14 protein-coding genes and 4 tRNA genes are annotated in these 15,879 nt (G+C 49.8%); 12 read left to right on the top strand and 6 right to left on the bottom strand.

Annotation, left to right across the window (positions count from 1 at the left end):
- The first annotated feature begins 174 nt into the window (after positions 1 to 174).
- Positions 175 to 1,410 carry an ion channel protein gene (locus EHN13_RS10495; RefSeq protein ID WP_124021361.1) on the top strand — a complete coding sequence of 412 codons (1,236 nt, stop codon included), beginning with the start codon at positions 175 to 177 and terminating at the stop codon, positions 1,408 to 1,410.
- Here the strand turns inward: EHN13_RS10495 and EHN13_RS10490 are convergent, their stop codons facing one another.
- Entirely contained in the window at positions 1,411 to 3,063 is a 1,653-nt protein-coding gene (locus EHN13_RS10490) for an alpha-keto acid decarboxylase family protein (protein WP_124021360.1), read from the bottom strand.
- 183 nt (positions 3,064 to 3,246) lie between these two features.
- Here EHN13_RS10490 and mgrA point away from each other — a divergent pair, with 183 nt between their 5' ends.
- From mgrA to EHN13_RS10460, 6 genes are all read left to right on the top strand, one after another.
- Entirely contained in the window at positions 3,247 to 4,236 is a 990-nt protein-coding gene (gene mgrA, locus EHN13_RS10485) for an L-glyceraldehyde 3-phosphate reductase (protein ID WP_048211004.1), read from the top strand.
- 137 nt (positions 4,237 to 4,373) lie between these two features.
- Positions 4,374 to 4,700 carry a DUF2502 domain-containing protein YpeC gene (gene ypeC, locus EHN13_RS10480; protein WP_005122377.1) on the top strand — a complete coding sequence of 109 codons (327 nt, stop codon included), beginning with the start codon at positions 4,374 to 4,376 and terminating at the stop codon, positions 4,698 to 4,700.
- Positions 4,701 to 4,977: 277 nt separating this feature from the next.
- The gene (locus EHN13_RS10475) at positions 4,978 to 6,183 is read left to right on the top strand and encodes a PfkB family carbohydrate kinase (RefSeq protein ID WP_124021359.1); all 1,206 of its coding nucleotides are present in this window, start codon (positions 4,978 to 4,980) and stop codon (positions 6,181 to 6,183) included.
- A 44-nt stretch (positions 6,184 to 6,227) separates the two neighbouring features.
- Positions 6,228 to 7,190 (top strand): sugar ABC transporter substrate-binding protein, encoded by a 963-nt coding sequence (locus tag EHN13_RS10470; RefSeq protein WP_124021358.1) that lies wholly within the window; start codon positions 6,228 to 6,230, stop codon positions 7,188 to 7,190.
- A gap of 73 nt (positions 7,191 to 7,263) precedes the next feature.
- Entirely contained in the window at positions 7,264 to 8,790 is a 1,527-nt protein-coding gene (locus tag EHN13_RS10465; protein WP_124021357.1) for a sugar ABC transporter ATP-binding protein, read from the top strand.
- 13 nt (positions 8,791 to 8,803) lie between these two features.
- Entirely contained in the window at positions 8,804 to 9,796 is a 993-nt protein-coding gene (locus tag EHN13_RS10460) for an ABC transporter permease (protein WP_061068251.1), read from the top strand.
- Between the two features lie 51 nt (positions 9,797 to 9,847).
- On the opposite strand, the gene EHN13_RS10455 is transcribed toward EHN13_RS10460, so the two are convergent.
- Both EHN13_RS10455 and EHN13_RS24570 read right to left on the bottom strand, forming a co-directional pair.
- Complete coding sequence (locus EHN13_RS10455) at positions 9,848 to 11,086, bottom strand: Nramp family divalent metal transporter (RefSeq protein ID WP_124021356.1); 1,239 nt, start codon at positions 11,084 to 11,086, stop codon at positions 9,848 to 9,850.
- A complete protein-coding gene (locus EHN13_RS24570) occupies positions 11,083 to 11,157 on the bottom strand; it encodes a hypothetical protein (RefSeq protein WP_418219455.1) in 75 nt (24 codons plus the stop codon). The genes EHN13_RS10455 and EHN13_RS24570 overlap by 4 nt, the downstream gene beginning before the upstream one ends.
- A 273-nt stretch (positions 11,158 to 11,430) precedes the next feature.
- Here EHN13_RS24570 and nupC point away from each other — a divergent pair, with 273 nt between their 5' ends.
- Positions 11,431 to 12,633, top strand: a complete 1,203-nt coding sequence (gene nupC / locus EHN13_RS10450; protein ID WP_048210997.1) for a nucleoside permease NupC — start codon at positions 11,431 to 11,433, stop codon at positions 12,631 to 12,633.
- A 147-nt stretch (positions 12,634 to 12,780) separates the two neighbouring features.
- Here nupC and EHN13_RS10445 read toward each other — a convergent pair.
- A tRNA-Ala gene (locus EHN13_RS10445) sits at positions 12,781 to 12,856 on the bottom strand.
- 38 nt (positions 12,857 to 12,894) lie between these two features.
- A tRNA-Ala gene (locus tag EHN13_RS10440) sits at positions 12,895 to 12,970 on the bottom strand.
- Positions 12,971 to 13,191: 221 nt separating this feature from the next.
- Between EHN13_RS10440 and EHN13_RS10435 the strand changes: the two genes are divergently transcribed.
- Together EHN13_RS10435 and EHN13_RS10430 are read left to right on the top strand one after the other, a co-directional pair.
- Complete coding sequence (locus EHN13_RS10435; RefSeq protein ID WP_003028277.1) at positions 13,192 to 13,554, top strand: YfeC-like transcriptional regulator; 363 nt, start codon at positions 13,192 to 13,194, stop codon at positions 13,552 to 13,554.
- A gap of 1 nt (position 13,555) precedes the next feature.
- Positions 13,556 to 13,948, top strand: a complete 393-nt coding sequence (locus EHN13_RS10430) for a MerR family transcriptional regulator (RefSeq protein ID WP_061068253.1) — start codon at positions 13,556 to 13,558, stop codon at positions 13,946 to 13,948.
- Positions 13,949 to 14,005: 57 nt separating this feature from the next.
- Here the strand turns inward: EHN13_RS10430 and gltX are convergent, their stop codons facing one another.
- Complete coding sequence (gene gltX, locus EHN13_RS10425) at positions 14,006 to 15,421, bottom strand: glutamate--tRNA ligase (RefSeq protein WP_048210996.1); 1,416 nt, start codon at positions 15,419 to 15,421, stop codon at positions 14,006 to 14,008.
- Positions 15,422 to 15,679: 258 nt separating this feature from the next.
- On the opposite strand from gltX, the gene EHN13_RS10420 reads away from it, so the two are divergent.
- Together EHN13_RS10420 and EHN13_RS10415 are read left to right on the top strand one after the other, a co-directional pair.
- A tRNA-Val gene (locus EHN13_RS10420) sits at positions 15,680 to 15,755 on the top strand.
- Positions 15,756 to 15,801: 46 nt separating this feature from the next.
- Positions 15,802 to 15,877, top strand: a tRNA-Val gene (locus EHN13_RS10415).
- Positions 15,878 to 15,879 lie beyond the last annotated feature (2 nt).

Here is a 15,879-nt window from a genome sequence, read left to right as displayed (position 1 = left end):
ATCTTTGTCACACTGTAAATTCATGGGGGCATAACAACAACGCCCTGAAGGCTGATGCCCGTGGAATATCGATCCAGGTCACAGAATTACTTTATCGTTTCAGCACCTTTTGCAGCGATGCCGTTGGGCAGGCTGTGCAAACTACGTCTATGACTCTGCATTAAGGAATAGAAAATGCTCCATCCGCGAGCCAGAACGATGCTCTTGCTATCAACGCCTGCGTTGCTGATTGGTGTAGCGTCCAGCCTGGTGCTGATTGCTGTGATGAAAGTGGCTTCCGTTTTACAGCAATTTTTGTGGGAACGTCTGCCCATAAGCATCGGTATTGCCCAGGATTCTCCATTCTGGATTATTACTATGCTGACGCTTACCGGGGTGATGGTCGGGCTCATCATCCGCTACAGTCATGGTCATGCTGGCCCTGACCCAGCCTGCGAACCCTTAATCGGTATGCCCGTTTCGACGTCTGCATTGCCCGGACTGCTGGTCGCCCTGATAATTGGCCTCGCGGGTGGCGTCAGTTTGGGTCCAGAGCACCCCATCATGACCGTTAACATTGCGCTGGCAGTGGCGATTGGTAGCCGCATGTTTCCGCGAATTGCAAAGCTGGACTGGACCATCCTCGCCTCTGCTGGCACCATCGGGGCGCTATTTGGTACCCCGGTTGCCGCTGCGCTGGTCTTTTCGCAAACGCTGAACAGCTCCAACGATGTCCCCCTATGGGATCGTCTGTTCGCACCGTTAATGGCCGCCGCGGCAGGTTCACTCACCACCAGCCTGTTCTTTCATCCCCACTTTTCATTGCCTATCGCGCACTATACGCAGATGCATCTGGTCGATATCTTCAGCGGCGCGGTCGTTGCTGCCATTGCTATCGCGGCGGGGATGGTGGCCGTGTGGTGCCTGCCTCGTTTGCACCATCTGATGCATCGCCTGAAACACCCGGTGCTGATCCTCGGCGTTGGAGGCTTTATCCTCGGTATTCTGGGTGTCATCGGAGGACCACTAACCCTGTTTAAGGGCCTGGATGAGATGCAGCAAATGGCATTTAGCCAGACACTGGGAGCCTCGGACTATTTCATGCTGGCGGTGATAAAGCTGGCTGCACTGGTTGTGGCTGCAGCGAGTGGTTTTCGCGGTGGGCGGATTTTCCCTGCGGTATTCGTTGGCGTCGCGCTGGGGCTGATGCTGCACGCCCATGTCGAAGCCGTTCCTGCCGCGATTACGGTCTCCTGCGCCATTCTGGGATTGGTACTGGTCGTCACTCGTGATGCATGGCTGAGCCTGTTTATGGCGGCAGTGGTGGTGCCGGACACCACCCTACTACCGCTGTTGTGCATCGTTATGCTTCCGGCCTGGCTGCTCTTAGCCGGAAAACCAATGATGATTGCTGACCACCCCGATAAGTAGCTATCCCCCGTTGCGGGATTCCAGCGCACGGGTCACCGTGCGCAAGAGTTCTGGAAGGTCAGCCTTCGGCAACACCACTTCTATCAACGAGAGGCGTTGCGGTTTTGCCAGACGAGCCAGAACCTCTTCCAGTTGGACAGCCTGCTTCACGCGCCAGCATTCCGCCTGACATTCACGACTTAGCGCCTGTGGCACCAGCGTCCAGCTCCATCCGGCTATATCATTGTATCGCTGGTTCGCACCATGAATGGCACGTTCCACGGTATAACCGTCATTATTGAGCAGTAAAATAACAGGAGTTTGCCCGTCTCTAAGCATGGTTCCCAATTCCTGAATGGTGAGCTGTGCCGCACCATCGCCAATAATCAGGATCACCCTACGGTGCGGGAAGGCTGTTTGCGCCCCAAATGCAGCGGGCAAAGCGTAACCGATTGACCCCCATAGCGGCTGGACCAGAACCTCCGCCCCGGCAGGAAGTGACAGCGCAGCTGCGCCAAATGCTGCGGTCCCCTGATCGACAAGGATAATGTCGTCGGGGGCCAGATACTGTTGCACCGTATGCCAGAAATTTTCCTGCGTCAGAGGGCCTTTCTCAACCTGCAGACGCCCGGCACAAGGACGTTCAGGCGGAAGCGAAAACGACATTTCCAGGCACAGTTCCCGTAGCGTAGTAACCGCCTGTTCCATCGGGATGTTAAACCAGCTTCCCCCAACCCGCGACGCATGGGGTTGAACCTCAATAGTGCGCTCGGGAGGTAAGTTTTGCGTAAACCCGGCGGTCAGCGTGTCAACAAACCGGGTACCGACGCAAATAATCGTATCAGCATCTTCTATCGCCTCACGCACATAATCACTGCTGGCCCCCGCACTGTATGTGCCCACAAACGCAGGATGCCGCTCATCAAACAATCCTTTGCCCATCAACAGCGTGGCATGAGCCATCGGCGTTTCCGTCATCCAGCGTTGTAAAACGGGCTGCAAGCCAAATCGTAGCGCGAGAAAATCGGCTAATAGCGACACGCGTGAACTGTCCAGCAACTGCTCACGTGCATGATAGCGAAACGCAGCAGCTACACTACTTTCCGGCTCGCTCAAGTTAACAATGAGTATGTCACTCGGTGGTGTAGCAGGTTGTTTCGCAACATCAGCAGGTAGCATCAGGTAACCCGGTCGTCTTTCGGTTAACATCGCTTGCAACACGCGGTCAATTTCATAGCAGGCATTTTGTTCATCCAGCACTGCACTGGCGACCGTCACTGACTGTTGCATACGGTAGAAATGCTGAAAGTCACCGTCGCCGAGGGTGTGATGCATTAACTCGCCACGACGCTGAGCGCTGCGACATGGGGCCCCGACAATATGCAGGACAGGAACGTATTCCGCGTAACTTCCTGCAATACCATTAATTGCGCTTAACTCGCCCACACCAAAAGTGGTAAGCAGCGCTCCCGCTCCGACTACCCGGGCATAGCCATCCGCGGCATACGCCGCATTCAATTCATTCGCACACCCGACCCAACGCACGCTTGAGTGCTCAATGACGTGGTCAAGAAACTGTAAATTGTAATCGCCCGGCACACCAAACAGATGGTCAATGCCACAGCCTGCCAGCCTGTCCAGCAGATAATCAGCAACGGAATACGGGGTTTGCATGACAGCTATCCTTCTGACGGTAACCTCATGTTGAGTATCGAAGAACTGCGATGACTGTCCAGGAATGTCGCTGCGAAGGAGGTGGAAAGCAGGATGTACAGTTTTGGCGATTTAAATTTCCTTGAAGAATCGATTGTGTAACCGTATACACTGAAAGACACATATGTTCTGGAAGGAGGCGACATGGTTTATCAGGCTAACGAAAATCGCTATCACACAATGGAATACCGCCGCTGCGGTCAGAGCGGGCTCAAACTGCCGATTGTCTCTCTGGGTTTGTGGCACAATTTTGGTGATACCACTCAGGTCGAAAACAGCCGGACCTTATTACAGCGCGCCTTCGATCTGGGGATCAGCCATTTTGATCTGGCGAATAATTACGGCCCGCCGCCGGGTTCGGCTGAACGAAACTTCGGTCGCATCCTGCAGGAAGATTTTTTATCGTACCGGGATGAACTGATAATCTCGACCAAAGCGGGCTATACCATGTGGGAAGGTCCCTACGGTGATTGGGGATCGCGCAAGTACCTGATTGCCAGCCTCGATCAAAGCCTGAAACGTATGGGACTGGAGTATGTTGATATCTTCTATCATCACCGCCCTGATCCCCAAACTCCGCTCAGAGAAACCATGAACGCGCTGGATCATATTGTGCGTCAGGGGAAAGCGTTGTACGTAGGACTCTCTAACTATCCGACTGATCTCGCCAGACAGGCGATCGAAATACTCGATGATTTAGGGACGCCATGTCTCATCCACCAGCCGAAATATTCCATGTTTGAGCGCGAGGTTGAGAGGGGACTGCTATCACTCTTACAGGAGAAAGGTGTGGGCAGTATCGCCTTTTCCCCGCTGGCTGGCGGGCAATTAACTGACCGCTATCTGAACGGTATTCCGGCGGATTCCCGGGCAGCGAGCGCCAGTCGTTTTCTCAACCCAGACCAAATCACCCCACAAAAACTGGAAAAAGTCCGTGCTCTTAATGCGCTGGCCGAGCGCCGGGGACAAAAGCTGTCCCAAATGGCGTTAGCCTGGGTTCTCCGCGATGATAAGGTGACGTCAGTACTGATTGGTGCCAGCAAACCTGCGCAAATTGAAGATGCCGTTGGCATGCTGGCAAACCGTCATTTATCTCCCGAAGAGTGTGCGGAGATCGACGCCATCCTGGGTTGATGGAAATAAAGACACATTTATTAACAAAAAATGCGCTCTCTGACGATTTAAGAGTTAAGGCGATGAAACGGGGCTTTACTGCCCCGTAATATTGCGTTAACAGGCCGGCTACGGCTCGATCGTGAAGGAGAGAAAGAATGTTCAGGTCACTGATTCTGGCGGCAGTGTTATTGGCTTTTGCACCGCTGGCCGCAAACGCTGGCGAAATCACCCTGCTGCCGTCGATTAAATTACAAATTGGCGATCGCGATAACTACGGCAACTACTGGGACGGTGGGCGCTGGCGTGACCGGGATTACTGGCACCATAATTATGAATGGCGTAAAAATCGTTGGTGGCGTCATGACAACGGCTATCATCGCGGCTGGGATAAGCGCAAAGCTTATGAGCGTGGCTATCGTGAAGGCTGGAACGATCGCGATGACCATCGCGGGCGTGGACGTGGCCACGGGCACCGCCATTAATGTAACAAATCCCCATCTTGCGGGGAGTACTGCTCACAAAAATCATCGAGTTACCCAGGGCCTGTGTCTATACCCAGGCCCTTTTTGCATCACGCTTCGCCAATCGCCAGATGACGAGCAGTCACATCCGCTCCCCCCTGTTTTCCCGTAAATTTCCTGTTCATTTCACAAATTCGCAAAATCGGAAAAAAAAATTCCGATTTATCGTGTTTTTTTTGAACTTTGCGCGATAAATATTAACATTAATTTAATATTATAAAACCTGGGGTGAGCGCTAATGAAAAAACAAGAAAGACAAAAGGCCATTCGGGTTAAGTTAGTAACCGATAAGAAGGTTTATGTTAGCGAATTAGCAAAGGAATTATCTGTCACAACTCGCACGATCCGTAATGACTTAAATGAATTAAGTCAGAATAGTCTTTTCTCGTTATTTCATGGTGGTGCACAAATAAAAAGCGCACCTGATGAATCATTATTTGAGCAGTCTTTCACCAACACCATATTGAATGAGTTCAAAAGCCACAAAGAAATTACATCGGTTTCTGCTCATGCCAAGCAAAATAGCTATATTGATGATAGCATTTACATACTTGGTTCATTTAATATAGATATTGTTTCTGAAACGACGACATTTCCTCAGATTGGCCAGACTATCCGAGCGTCTGCAACCCGTTTTTATGCCGGAGGCAAAGGCACAAACCAGGCAGTTGCCGCAGCTAAAATCAATAATAATGTTCATCTTACCGTTAAGTTAGGAGCCGATGAGTTTTCAAAAAAAGCCAAAAGATATTTAACCAATACTGAAATTTCTTCTTTTTCTTTTTTTGAAAATGAAATGTCATCCACGGGCATTGCAATGGTATGGGTTTCAGGTGCCACAGGTGACAATATGATCAGTATCGATCTTGGGGCCAATGAAACATTTACCCAGGAAGATATTCTATTGGATATTGATACCATTCGTAATTGCAAAGTTTTTTTAACTCAGCTGGAGAATAATTTTCCGATCACACGTTTCGCTATCATGCAGGCAAAACTCGGAAAATCGCTGGTTGTCCTGAATCCGGCACCTTATGTTTCAGAGATCAAAGAAATATTGCATTTAATTGACATTATTACGCCGAACAAAATTGAAGCTGAAGCGTTATCTGGTATCAACATTGTTGATATCTATTCGGCCAAAAATGCCGCCAGGAGCATTTATGTGCAAGGCGCAAAATGCGTCATTATCACGTTAGGTAGCGACGGTTGTCTGATCTTTGATGGCACAGTTTTCACTCATATTCCTGCCTATAAATCAGCCGTCGTCGATACCAGTGGAGCAGGCGATGCCTTTACCGGGGCACTGGCTGCATGCATTGCAAACGGTAAAGGACTCATCAATGCAGCGCAGTACGCTTCTGCGTTTGCCTCGTTGAAAGTTGAACGTAAAGGTGCATCAAATATGCCCAACAATTCACTCGTTTATCATCGTATGCAGTAGCTGTTTAGAGCATCATTCAGCCCCTACACCTATAGGATAATTTCATGAAAAATAAAATGTTTTATCGTGTTATCAGTGCCACAGTCGGTTTAGCGCTTTCCGCCACTTTCACCGTCCCCGCTTTTGCCGCCGATACTCAGACGCATAAACCTAAAGTCGCGCTGGTGATGAAGTCACTGGCAAATGAGTTTTTCCTGACCATGGAAACCGGAGCAAAAGAGTATCAGAAAAAAAATGCCGACAAGTTTGATTTGATTTCTAACGGCATCAAAAACGAAACGGATACGGCAAATCAAATCCAGATCGTTGAACAAATGATTGTCTCGAAAGCCGACGCGATTATCATTGCGCCATCAGACTCGAAAGCCCTTGTACCGGTCATTAAGAAAGCAATTGATGCAGGTATTATTGTCATCAACATTGATAACAAATTTGATGACAGTGTGCTTAAAGATAAAAACCTGAATATTCCTTTTGTTGGCCCGGATAACCAAAAAGGTGCAAAAGAAATTGGCGATTATTTAGCGAAGCATCTTAAGGCCGGCGATCAGGTTGGTATTATTGAAGGCATCCCTACCTCCAGCAACTCTCAGCAACGTACTCTGGGCTTCCAAAATGCAATGGCGCAGGGCGGCATGAAAGTCGTTTCTGTGCAATCTGGCCAATGGGAAATTAACAACGCCAATGCGGTCGCGGCGGCAATGTTAAGTGAGTATCCTGATATCAAAGCACTGTTAGCCGATAACGATAATATGGCATTAGGTGCCGTTTCTGCCATCCGCTCTGCCGGGAAAAAAGGACAGGTTCTGGTTGTCGGCTATGACAATATCGAAGCGATTAAGCCCATGTTAAATGACGGTCGTGTTTTAGCAACTGCGGACCAATTTGCCTCTCAACAAGCTGTATTTGGTATTGATGCCGCCCTTGATGCCTTAAAAAATGGCAAAAAACAGAATGAGCTCTCTAGCAACGTAGAAACACCAATAAAACTGATCGTCAAACAATAAGCGGAAAACAGTGCGCCGCTGTGGTACTGCCATCAATTGAGTATCAGAGCGGCTTACCGGATAAGGCCAGAATATGAAAAGTGGGCAAGAAATCCTCTCAATACAGGGGGTAGGTAAAACCTACAGTGAACCTGTTCTGGTGGATGTAACGCTAGCATTATATCCAGGAAAAGTACTGGCCCTGACGGGAGAAAACGGTGCCGGGAAAAGTACGTTATCAAAAATTATTGGCGGGTTAACCAACGCAACGACCGGAAAAATGGTTTATCAGGGGCAGCCTTACGCACCTGCGAACCGAAAAGAGGCGGAAACGCTGGGTGTTCGTATGGTTATGCAAGAACTCAATTTACTGCCTACGTTGTCGGTTGCAGAAAACTTATTTCTCGAACAACTTCCGCATCGATTCGGCTGGATCGATCGAAAAAAGCTAGCAGAAATGGCCCGTCCGGTGATGGCAATGGTTGGGCTGCAATCGGTCGATCCAACTACGCTGGTGGGCGAATTGGGTATTGGTCACCAACAGATGATCGAAATCGCCAGAAACCTGATTGGTGAAAGCCGGGTACTGATTCTGGATGAACCGACAGCCATGCTCAGTAGCCGTGAGGTCGAACTGCTGTTTAAACAAATAGCGCTCTTCAAAGCCCGGGGCGTTTCAATAATTTATATTTCTCACCGACTGGATGAGCTTGCGATGATTGCTGATGACATCGCGGTGCTACGTGATGGTCATTTGGTTTGCGTGGACGATATTAAACGCTATACCCGCGATCAACTTGTTTCGTTGATGGTCGGCCGCGATTTAGAAAGTTCATTTGATTTAAGTGGACGCCAGGCAGGTCAACCCATTCTGAAAGTGGAAAATTTTAAGCGTGGGAAAATCATTCGGGACACGTCGTTCACCTTGCACAGTGGCGAAGTGCTCGGCATTAGTGGCCTTGTCGGCTCTGGCAGGACAGAGCTGCTACGCGCTATTTTTGGCGCAGACAAAATAGACAGTGGCACATTACTGATTGGTACGCCACTTAAACCGGTGGTGATCCGTTCGCCTGCACAGGCTATCCGACATGGTATTGCATTAGTCACGGAGGATCGTAAAGGTGAAGGGCTTCTGTTACCACAGTCGGTTGCCGCAAATATCTCGTTGGGTAACAGCGACAAAATTAGCCATTTGTCGGTCGTTAACACATTGAGTGAAACGACATTAGCGAATAAACACATTAAAAGTTTAGGCGTTCGTACAACGAACACTTCACAGGCCGTGGAAAGCCTGTCAGGTGGTAATCAGCAGAAAGTTCTCATTAGCCGGTGGCTGGAACGAGACTGTGAAGTCGTCTTATTTGATGAGCCGACTCGCGGTATTGATGTGGGTGCCAAGCAAGATATTTATCAATTGCTGAATACGTTAACGGCTAAGGGAAAAGGCGTTGTTGTCGTTTCCAGTGACCTACGCGAACTGATGCTGGTTTGCGATCGTATTGCGGTCATTTCCGATGGCAAGTTAGTGAACACATTTACACGTGATAACTGGAGCCAGGATCGCATTTTAGCGGCTGCATTTTCGGCCTATCAGCATTCAGAAGAGACTGTCAGCGAGTAGCCGGGGATAAAAAATGAAAAACAATTTTGCGACAAAACAAGCGGCAGCAGAGAAAAGAAATACACCGACGTCATGGAAAGGCCTAAGTAGCTATATCGGGTTGCTCGGGGCGTTAGCCGCAATGATCGTCCTATTTTCATGCCTCAGTTCTCATTTCTGGAGCATGAACACTTTCAGCACTATTGCAAATCAGATCCCCGATTTAATCGTCATGTCGGTGGGGATGACATTTATCTTAATCATTGCCGGCATCGACCTTTCCGTTGGATCGTTACTGGCGCTTGCTGCTGCAGTCGTCAGCGTCACCTATTTAAATTTTCATTGGACGCCCTGGCTGGCCGCGCTTTCAGGCGTAGCACTCGCCACATTCGTTGGGGCACTAACGGGTCTGATTACCGTTGCCTGGCGTATTCCGGCGTTTATCGTCTCACTGGGTGTTCTGGAAATGGCCCGCGGAGCAGCGTATCAGTTAACTGACTCGCGGACCGCGTATCTCGGTTCTATTTATGATTATTTAGCCGACCCCATTCTCTTTGGCGTCTCCCCTTCTTTTATTATCGCGATCGTTGTCATTGTTGCCGGGCATCTGGTGCTGACGCGAACCGTATTTGGTCGCCATTTGATCGGTATTGGCACCAATGAAGAAGCCGTTCGATTATCAGGTATAAATCCAGGTCCCTATAAGATTGCAGTCTTTGCCTTGATGGGGGGATTATCCGGTCTGGCCTCGCTGTTTCAGGTTGCCCGCCTTGAAGCCGCCGACCCCAATAGCGGCGTTGGCATGGAACTACAGGTGATTGCCGCAGTTGTGATTGGTGGCACAAGCCTGATGGGAGGACGTGGCTCTATTATCTGTACGTTTCTTGGCGCGTTGATCATTTCCGTTCTGGCTGCGGGACTGGCGCAAGTTGGCGCAAGCGAACCGACAAAACGTTTTATAACAGGAGCCGTGATAATCGTTGCAGTGGTACTTGATACCTACCGTAGCCACTTAAATAAAAAATAATCATGAGGGTTACCCGGCTTGACCGGGTAACCACAGCGGATGAAAGCCCTGCTACAATCCGAGCACGGTCCCGACCAGCAACCAGATATTCAGTGCCACGACCAGCACCACAATCACCCAGCCAACCTGTTTTACCCAACGGCTATTAACTAAATCCCCCATCAGTTGGCTGTTGCTGGTAAAAATCAGTAGCGGTACCAGAGCCAGAGCGATACCAAAACTGAGTAATACCTGACTCATCACCAGTATCCGGGTGGGATCAAGCCCCATTAAAATCACAATAAATGACGGCATCATGGTGACGCTACGGCGCACCCAGAGCGGGATATGAAAGCGGATAAACCCTTGCATAACCACCTGCCCCGCCAGCGTGCCAACCACGGTAGAGGAAAGCCCTGCCGCCACCAGACTTAAACCAAACACGGTTGCCGCAGCATGACTTAACAGCGGTTCAAGCGTCAGATAGGCCTGGTCCAGGTCTGCGATACCAGTATGCCCGCTAAAGTGAAACGCGGCTGCTGCAGTCGCCATCATCGCCAGATTGACAAATCCGGCAATCGTCATGGCGATAGCCACATCCCATTTCGTGGCCGCATAGCGCTGTTGACGTGTTCCGCCGTGCAGATGCTGGGTTAAGGAGGAGTGCAGATAAATGACGTGCGGCATGATGGTGGCGCCAAGCACACCGGCCGCCAGGAACACCGCTTCAGAATTAGGCAGGCTCGGTATAACCATCCCTTTGCTCAGCTGCGTAAGGTTCGGTTGGGAAAAGATCAGCTCGACAATATATGCCGCAGCCACGAACAACAACAAACCGCCGATCACTTTTTCCAGGGGTTTCTGCCCGCGGCGCTGCAGCATCAGAATTAAAAATGTCGCAATACCCGTGAGCACAGCCCCCTGCAGCAGCGAAACGCCAAGGATGAGTTTAAAGCCAATCGCAGCGCCAATAAATTCTGCAAGATCGGTCGCCATCGCAATAATTTCGGCCTGTACCCAGTAAAACCAAACCACTGGACGAGGATAATGATCACGGATCTGTTCCGCCAGATTTTTGCCGGTGGCAATGCCAAGCTTGGCCGATAGCACCTGAATCAGCATCGCCATCAGGTTTGCCCAGACCACAACCCACAACAGTTTGTAGCCAAAGCTAGCCCCTGCCTGGATATTGGTAGCAAAGTTACCTGGATCGATATAGCCGATCGCCGCGATGAACGCAGGTCCCATTAATGCGAGCTTCAACTTGCGCGCTGCCCGTCCACTGCTACTCTCAACGCGATCGTTAGTCATTTTAGTGCCTCAGAAACATAGCCTTTGCTATGTTTCAAGCTACGCCTATTGAGAATGATTATCAAATTCATTTTAATGGGTGAAGTTGATTTCTCTGATAGCGTTTGTCTATGGAACGGTAAGAAATTTAGAAATGCCGGTAAGATGTTTGATTATTGTTATGAGATTAGCACAGTGACATAACTTTTCACTTCCATACTAAACATAACAGAAGTGTATCATCGATCACTAATTTTGAATCTCGTCACAGGTCCTTATTATAGTGTGTGTTTGATCTCGTTTTCTTTACTGTTGTTACATAGAATGTGCACGAAAACTAAATCTGCCTCAAATTTGGAGCAAATATGGACCGCGTTCTTCACTTTGTCCTGGCCCTTGCCGTGGTTGCGGTACTCGCACTGCTGGTAAGCAGTGACCGTAAAAAAATCCGCATTCGTTATGTTATTCAATTGCTTGTTATCGAAGTGTTACTGGCATGGTTCTTCCTGAACTCTGATGTCGGCCTGGGCTTTGTAAGAGGCTTCTCCGAGATGTTTGAGAAACTGCTCGGATTCGCTAATGAAGGGACTAACTTTGTCTTCGGCAGCATGAACGATAAAGGCCTGGCATTCTTCTTCCTGAAAGTGCTGTGCCCTATCGTCTTTATCTCCGCCCTGATCGGTATTTTGCAGCATATCCGTGTTCTGCCGGTTATCATCCGCGCGATTGGTTTCCTGTTATCCAAAGTGAACGGTATGGGCAAGCTGGAATCCTTCAACGCCGTCAGCTCCCTGATCCTGGGTCAATCCGAGAACTTTATCGCCTATAAAGATATCCTCGGTAAAATGTCTCGCAACCGCATGTACACCATGGCAGCAACGGCGATGTCTACCGTTTCCATGTCTATCGTCGGCGCGTACATGACCATGCTGGAACCAAAATACGTTGTTGCTGCGCTGGTTCTGAACATGTTCAGCACCTTTATCGTTCTGTCACTGATCAACCCTTATACCGTTGATGCCAGCGAAGAAAATATTCAGATGTCCAATCTGCACGAAGGTCAGAGCTTCTTCGAGATGTTGGGCGAATACATTCTGGCAGGCTTCAAAGTTGCGATTATCGTTGCAGCAATGCTGATTGGTTTCATCGCGCTGATCGCTGCCCTGAACGCCCTGTTCGCTACCGTGACCGGTTGGTTTGGCTACAGCATCTCCTTCCAGGGCATCCTGGGTTACATCTTCTACCCGATTGCGTGGGTGATGGGTGTGCCGTCCAGCGAAGCGCTGCAGGTGGGCAGTATCATGGCAACCAAACTGGTTTCCAACGAATTCGTCGCAATGATGGACCTACAGAAAATCGCCTCTACGCTCTCTCCGCGCGCTGAAGGCATTATCTCTGTGTTCCTGGTTTCCTTCGCGAACTTCTCTTCTATCGGTATCATTGCAGGTGCAATTAAAGGCCTGAACGAAGAGCAAGGTAACGTGGTTTCCCGCTTTGGTCTGAAACTGGTATACGGTTCTACGCTGGTCAGCGTACTGTCTGCTTCCATTGCAGCACTGGTGCTGTAAGACGACATCAATACAGCCGTTACCAAACCGGGGAGATTCTCCCCGGTTTTTTTATGTCTGTTATCCAGCAATATAAGCAAATAAACGAGAAACGCAGGCAGGAATCAAATGCAAAAAACCCCCGCTTTTCAGCGAGGGTTTCAATTTTGGTGGAGCTAAGCGGGATCGAACCGCTGACCTCTTGCATGCCATGCAAGCGCTCTCCCAGCTGAGCTATAGCCCCACGATGCGTTTACGTACCAAATTCATTGGGATTAAATTTGGTGGAGCTAAGCGGGATCGAACCGCTGACCTCTTGCATGCCATGCAAGCGCTCTCCCAGCTGAGCTATAGCCCCGTCACGTAAAGCTTGTCGAGTTGACGGGCGGCATCATATGAATTCCCTTCGCGTGTGTCAACGGCAAAATTAACTCATAGAATTCAATCGCTGAAAAAGCAGGCAAATGAAGAACATTGCGCAACAGCTCGCATTCAGTAGTTAAACGCGTCACGGTTTCTACTAAAATGGTGCTATAAAATGAGCCACTAATTAACCCCACGACCATTCAGGGAATCGTTATGTTCAAGGAACGGATGACGCCAGAAGAACTTGCTAATCTGACCGGATACAGCCGACAGACCATCAATAAATGGGTGCGCAAGGAAGGTTGGGCTACCTCACCCAAACCCGGTGTTCAGGGCGGTAAAGCCCGTCTGGTTCACGTTACCGAACAAGTTCGTGAATACATTCGCAGCGCTGAGCGTTCAGCGGAAGGCTTATCAGATAATTTATCTTTATCCGGTGACACCTCCATCGAAGCTCTACTGATAAGACTCGCCAAAGAAATGACGCCATCAGAACAGAAAATGTTTACGTCGCTGATCCTGCGTGAAGGCATTACGGGTTTATTACAACGCTTAGGGATTCGCGACAACAAATAATATGAAAAAATTACGCAGTAAAATGACCACCGAAGAGCTGGCTGAATGTCTCGGTGTCGCCAAACAAACCGTCAATCGTTGGATCAGAGAGCAAAACTGGACAACCGAAAAGTTTCCCGGTGTTAAAGGTGGTCGCGCAAGGCTTATTCATATTGATGCCGGCGTCCGAGAGTTTCTTCTCAATATTCCAGCTTTTCGCAAGGCACCGGAATTTTATCAGGCAGAAGAACCGCTTGCCGAGTATACACACGTGGTTCGCAGTCACGCCTGCCGTCAGATAATCAGCGCACTGGATAACATGTCGCCAACGGAACAGGAAAAGCTGGCGATGTATATTTCGCGCGAAGGTATTCGCACTTTCCTGACCCGTCTGGGCATTGATGAGTCTGAATAACAGGCAAAAAAAAACGGCAGGATGCGCCCCTGCCGTTTTTTTATCGATCACTCTGTCTTATTGCTGACTTTCACGCTCAGCAATAAACGCCAGCGCCTTGTTAATACGTTCAATGCTGCGAGATTTACCAATCGCATGCACCGTAACGTCTAACGCCGGAGACTGACCCGCACCGGTTACGGCTACGCGCAGCGGCATCCCGACTTTACCCATGCCCACTTCCAGCTCATCAGCGGTTGCCTGAATCGCGTGGTGCACGTTTTCCGCGGTCCATTCACTGATAGCAGCCAGTTTGTCGCGAACCACTTCCAGTGGCTGACGCGCAACCGGACGCAGGTGTTTCTTCGCCGCATCGGCATCGAACTCAGCAAAGTCTTCATAGAAATAGCGGCAGCTCTGCGCCATCTCTTTCAGCGTCTTGCAGCGTTCACCCAGCAGTTTTACCAGCTCAGACAACTGCGGGCCGACGCGCGTATCGATATTTTCCTGCTCAATGTGCCACTGCAGATGCGTCGCCACATATTCTGGCGCCAGTGCATTAATGTAGTGGTGGTTCAGCCACTGCAGTTTTTCAGTGTTAAATGCGCTCGCAGACTTGCTCACCGCACCAAGAGAGAACAGCTTGATCATTTCTTCACGGGTGAAGATCTCCTGATCGCCGCTGGACCAACCCAGACGTACCAGATAGTTCAGCAACGCTTCCGGCAGGTAGCCGTCGTCGCGATACTGCATCACGCTGACCGCACCGTGACGTTTAGAGAGTTTTTTGCCGTCGTCGCCGTTGATCATCGACACGTGCGCGTAAACCGGCACCGGCGCGTTCAGCGCTTTCAGGATGTTGATCTGACGCGGGGTGTTGTTGATATGGTCTTCACCACGAATGACGTGGGTGATTTCCATATCCCAGTCATCAACAACGACGCAGAAGTTATAGGTCGGGGAACCATCTGTACGGCGGATAATCAGGTCGTCCAGCTCCTGGTTGCTGAATTCGATCGGCCCACGGATCTGATCATCAAAAATAACGGACCCATCCTGCGGGTTAGCAAAACGCACCACGCAAGGTTCATCAGCAGCGTGATGTTCGTGACCGTGACGGCAGCGACCGTCGTAACGTGGTTTTTCACCTTTTGCCATCTGTTCTTCACGCAGCTGTTCCAGACGCTCTTTGGAGCAGTAGCATTTATATGCCGTCCCCGCTTCCAGCATCTCATCGATGACAGCATTGTAACGGTCAAAACGTTTAGTCTGGAAATACGGGCCTTCATCCCACTCCAGATTCAGCCAGTTCATGCCATCCATAATGGCTTCAATAGCTTCCGGCGTGGAGCGTTCGAGATCGGTGTCTTCAATACGCAGCACAAACTCACCGCCATGGTTACGTGCAAAAAGCCAGGAATAAAGAGCAGTACGCGCACCGCCGACGTGCAGGTAACCTGTCGGGCTTGGCGCGAAGCGAGTTTTGATTTTCATGAAATGGCCTTACGTTTATAAAGATGCCGACAACCGGCAAATCCAGGGAAGATTATCAGGCTGGTATTCTATCACTGTGGTCTGATTCCTCAATGTTCATCGGGTTGGAACATCACGCTTTGCCATTTTCGTATACAAATCATGCGACATGGATTGTTTTGCGATCGTTTTGTTTAAATTTACGACGAACGAACAATTTCTTTAGAAAATGCGTTGACTCATTTTCAACTCTCCCTATAATGCGACTCCACACAGCGGGGGTGATTAGCTCAGCTGGGAGAGCACCTCCCTTACAAGGAGGGGGTCGGCGGTTCGAACCCGTCATCACCCACCAACTACTTTACGTAGTCTCCGCCGTGTAGAACAAGAAATTGAGAAGTGGGTGATTAGCTCAGCTGGGAGAGCACCTCCCTTACAAGGAGGGGGTCGGCGGTTCGATCCCGTCATCACCCACCACT

It is taken from the genome of Citrobacter youngae (assembly GCF_003818115.1).
GTDB classification, from domain to species: domain Bacteria; phylum Pseudomonadota; class Gammaproteobacteria; order Enterobacterales; family Enterobacteriaceae; genus Citrobacter; species Citrobacter youngae.
Note: the sequence above shows the minus strand (reverse complement) of the source record. Positions and strands in the feature narration are given on the sequence as shown.

Bases quoted from the DNA above. Each gene is read 5' to 3' on its own strand.
- EHN13_RS10495 (WP_124021361.1), top strand. From the start codon at position 175: ATGCTCCATCCGCGAGCCAGAACGATGCTCTTGCTATCAACGCCTGCG.
- EHN13_RS10460 (WP_061068251.1), top strand. From the start codon at position 8,804: ATGAAAAACAATTTTGCGACAAAACAAGCGGCAGCAGAGAAAAGAAAT.
- EHN13_RS10475 (WP_124021359.1), top strand. From the start codon at position 4,978: ATGAAAAAACAAGAAAGACAAAAGGCCATTCGGGTTAAGTTAGTAACC.
- gltX (WP_048210996.1), bottom strand. From the start codon at position 15,421: ATGAAAATCAAAACTCGCTTCGCGCCAAGCCCGACAGGTTACCTGCAC.
- mgrA (WP_048211004.1), top strand. From the start codon at position 3,247: ATGGTTTATCAGGCTAACGAAAATCGCTATCACACAATGGAATACCGC.
- EHN13_RS10455 (WP_124021356.1), bottom strand. From the start codon at position 11,086: ATGACTAACGATCGCGTTGAGAGTAGCAGTGGACGGGCAGCGCGCAAG.
- nupC (WP_048210997.1), top strand. From the start codon at position 11,431: ATGGACCGCGTTCTTCACTTTGTCCTGGCCCTTGCCGTGGTTGCGGTA.
- EHN13_RS10470 (WP_124021358.1), top strand. From the start codon at position 6,228: ATGAAAAATAAAATGTTTTATCGTGTTATCAGTGCCACAGTCGGTTTA.
- EHN13_RS10465 (WP_124021357.1), top strand. From the start codon at position 7,264: ATGAAAAGTGGGCAAGAAATCCTCTCAATACAGGGGGTAGGTAAAACC.
- EHN13_RS10435 (WP_003028277.1), top strand. From the start codon at position 13,192: ATGTTCAAGGAACGGATGACGCCAGAAGAACTTGCTAATCTGACCGGA.
- ypeC (WP_005122377.1), top strand. From the start codon at position 4,374: ATGTTCAGGTCACTGATTCTGGCGGCAGTGTTATTGGCTTTTGCACCG.
- EHN13_RS10490 (WP_124021360.1), bottom strand. From the start codon at position 3,063: ATGCAAACCCCGTATTCCGTTGCTGATTATCTGCTGGACAGGCTGGCA.
- EHN13_RS10430 (WP_061068253.1), top strand. From the start codon at position 13,556: ATGAAAAAATTACGCAGTAAAATGACCACCGAAGAGCTGGCTGAATGT.